At 65.4% G+C, this 3,323-nt stretch carries 1 protein-coding gene and 1 rRNA gene; one reads left to right on the top strand and one right to left on the bottom strand.

Going from position 1 to position 3,323, the window contains the following annotated elements; all coding sequences use genetic code 11:
• Nucleotides 1-86 (top strand): 5S ribosomal RNA (gene rrf / locus AC1DGE_RS16875); the annotation flags it as partial.
• Between the two features lie 185 nt (nucleotides 87-271).
• Here the strand turns inward: rrf and AC1DGE_RS16870 are convergent.
• Nucleotides 272-2,710, bottom strand: coding sequence for an HAD-IC family P-type ATPase (locus AC1DGE_RS16870; RefSeq protein ID WP_476917866.1), 2,439 nt, complete (start codon nucleotides 2,708-2,710; stop codon nucleotides 272-274).
• Between the last annotated feature and the right edge of the window lie 613 nt (nucleotides 2,711-3,323).

Genomic DNA, 3,323 nt, shown 5'->3' with positions numbered 1-3,323 from the left:
GTCCCATCCCGAACCCGGAAGCTAAGACCCACAGCGCCGATGGTACTGCACCCGGGAGGGTGTGGGAGAGTAGGTCACCGCCGGACAACCATTACAGCCAGGCCCCGACACACAGTGTCGGGGCCTGAGCCTTTTAACACCCCAAACAGGCATCCGACCCCCCTCCCGCAGATCCAGCCAGCTGACGAAGGCAAGTCCGGATCTATGGGGCGAGCTGGGAGCCTGACGGAAGAGGGCCTTTTTCGTAACCCAGCCGGCGCCGCCAGCATGGTCAGCGGGGAAACTTGCGGCCGTGGAGCCACGCAAGGAGCTCGATTGCGAGGCCGCCGCCGGCCCCGGTTGCCAGAGCTGCGAGCAAAAGCCCGCCTGGTGGCCAGGAGAGAATGAAGAAATCTTGTGCCAAGGGGATGTTGAGCAGAATGACGAGGGCGGCGCACATCGCCGCCAGTACACCGACCCGGCCGGCGTTGAGCGGCCGGGATACCACCGCCAGGATCCAGAGCCCCACCACTGTGAGGGTAAGAACGGAAGCGGAGCGCACCGCTTCCGGCCCCGGCGCTGCCGCCGACGGCGCGATGGCATTGAGCACAAGCAAGGTGGCCGCGACGATGAGTCCGGCCGGCAGCGAGAACCAGAGTGAGCGGCGCAGGAAACCCGGCTTATAGCGACGGGTGTTCGGCATCAGTGCCAGGAAGAAAGCGGGGATGCCAATTGTGAGGCCGTCCGTGAAGGAGAGCTGGCGGGGGAGAAACGGGAACTGCCACTGCAGCAGTCCGAAACTGACGGCGATGGCAATGGAATACGCCGTCTTACTGAGGAAGAGGCTTGAGACCCGCTCGATGTTGGCGATGACGCGCCGACCCTCTGCCAGCACTTCCGGAAGCCGGTCGAAGCGGCCATCGAGGAGGACCAGCCGCGCTACCGCCTTGGTAGCCGGCGCCGCAGAATCCATGGCGATGCCAAGGTCTGCCGTTTTCAGGGCGAGGGCGTCGTTGACCCCGTCCCCGGTCATTGCCACGGTGTGCCCAAGCCGTTGCAGGGCAGCGACCATGTCCTTCTTTTGATCAGGGCTGACGCGGCCGAAGACGTTGTTGCCCCCCATCACCTCCTCGAGAAGAAGGGGATCTTCGGGCAGCGAACGTGCGTCGTAGCCTTGGGCCACGTCGAGGCCAACCCGACGCGCGATGGCGGCGACGGTCCGCGGATCGTCGCCGGAGATGATTTTCAACTCCACGCCCTCGGCGCGGAAGAATTCCAGGGTCTCCCGGGCATCGGACCGGGTCTGCTCCCGAAACGTTAGGAGTGCGACCGGCCTGAGACCGTCGGGCAGCGTCGGCGTCTTGCTCGCCCCCGGAGGTGTGTCCGCTCCGGCCAGCAGCAGCGTCCGCAAGCCGGTGCCGGCAAGCTTGCCGGCTTGCTGCAGCACGTCGGCATGGCCTGGCTCCGCTGTCCGGGCCGGTTCGTCCGAGGACCCGGCAGCTGCTCCCGGCGCCGGATCTCCGGTGCTGCTGTTTCCCGGAGCCAGGATCATTTCCGGCGCCCCGAGAATCCACGTGGGCGTCGCCCCGTTGCCCCCACCGAAGGTCACCCCGCTCCACTTCCGGGAGGAGGAGAACGGAACGTAGGAGATCGACTGGAATCCGCCGTCGTCCTCGAAAGCGGCGCCGAGGCTCCGCGCCGTGGCGTTCGCCTCGGGTTCAGCGGCAAACCAGCCGAGGGCCTGTTGCCAGCCTGGATCCGGCGTTGGCGTCAGCTGGTGAACCGCCTCGAATCTCAGGCCGCCCTCCGTCAGGGTGCCGGTCTTGTCCATGCAGAGGACGTCCACCCTTGCGAGGCCTTCGACCGCAGCGAGTTCCTGAATCAAGACCTTGTGGCTGGCGAGCCTGAGCCCTCCGACGGCGAATGCCACGCTGGTCAGCAGCACGAGGCCCAACGGAACCATTGCGATTACGCTGGCGATGACGCCTACCAAGGCTGTCGTCCAGGTGCCTGTGGCGACGGCATCCTGCCAACCGCCCCGCGCCTGCAGCTCGCCGTTGACCACAAGGATCGCGACAGGCAGGATCGCCCAGGCTATCCAGCGAAGCACACGGTTGAGGCTGTTGCGGATCTCCGAGTTCACCAGGGAGAACCGGCGTGCATCAGCGGTGAGCCGGCTGGCGAACGACTCCGCACCCACCCGCACCACCCGGGCTTTGCCGTGCCCGGCCACAATGATGGATCCGGAAAGCACGTCCGACCCGGTGTCTTTGGCCACGGGGTCCGATTCGCCGGTGAGGAGGGATTCGTCCGCCTCGAGTCCGGCGGCTTCGAGCACTGCTGCGTCCGCCGTCACCTGGTCCCCGGCACGCAGTACCAGGACATCATCGCGGACGACATCGGCCGTGGCGATCTCCCGGATCTGGCCGTCGCGCAGCACCCGTGCACGCGGGGCATCCAAAACCGCAAGACGGTCCAGGGACCTTTTGGCCCGGAATTCCTGGACCACGCCGATCACCGCGTTGCCCGCGGCAGCCAGGCCGAACAATGCGTCCTGCCAGCGGCCGAGGAGCAGCAGCACGAGGAAGCTTGAGCCGACAATCGCGTTGAAGAGGGTGAGGACGTTGGCGCGGAAGATCTGCCACAGGCTCCGGCTGGTCTTGTCCGGCACCCGGTTGTCGAGCCCACTCTCGATGCGGGCGGTGACGTCGTGCTGCGAAAGCCCGTTCACAGCCGGGCCGGACACACGCCGACTGAGCGGAACTGCTATCTGGCGCCGGCGTTGTGCCCTCACCCCCTGATGGTATCCGCAGCAGCGGCCTAAGGTGACGGAGCATACAGCTCCCACTGACGACGCCGGGTTGCCGCCCGGGCGACAACGGCGCCGGTGCCGCGCCAGTGCGGAGCCCGTACGACGGCGGTGCGGCGCCGGTTCGGCGAGGTTCCGGGGGCGGCCGTAGGGCACCGCGGCGCAGCCGCGAAGCGGGTTTGCGGTTACCGTCGACTGGGTGTATTGTTTTCTAAGTCGCCACGAGGGAGAACAGCGGAAACGCTGGAGGACCGGAGGCGGCCAATCCCCCAAAAATAATTCAAGACCAAGTTCTTTCGGCGGTTCAATCGCTAAAGAATTCTGGTGGGGCTGGTTCGTCTGCTGATGTAGGTCCGGGAAGCCGGATTTGCTTTGGAAGTCGACACCGGGTAAGTTTGAAAAGTTGCTCCGGAGCGATCCTGGACCGTTGGGTTTGGGTGGTGCCGGGTGTGTCTGTTGTTTGAGAACTCAATAGTGTGCCAAGTTTGTTGATACCAATTTTGTATTGAATTGGTTGATTGTGCCGGGCCTGCCA

This window comes from Arthrobacter sp. 05N425 (assembly GCF_056397125.1).
Note: the sequence above shows the minus strand (reverse complement) of the source record. Positions and strands in the feature narration are given on the sequence as shown.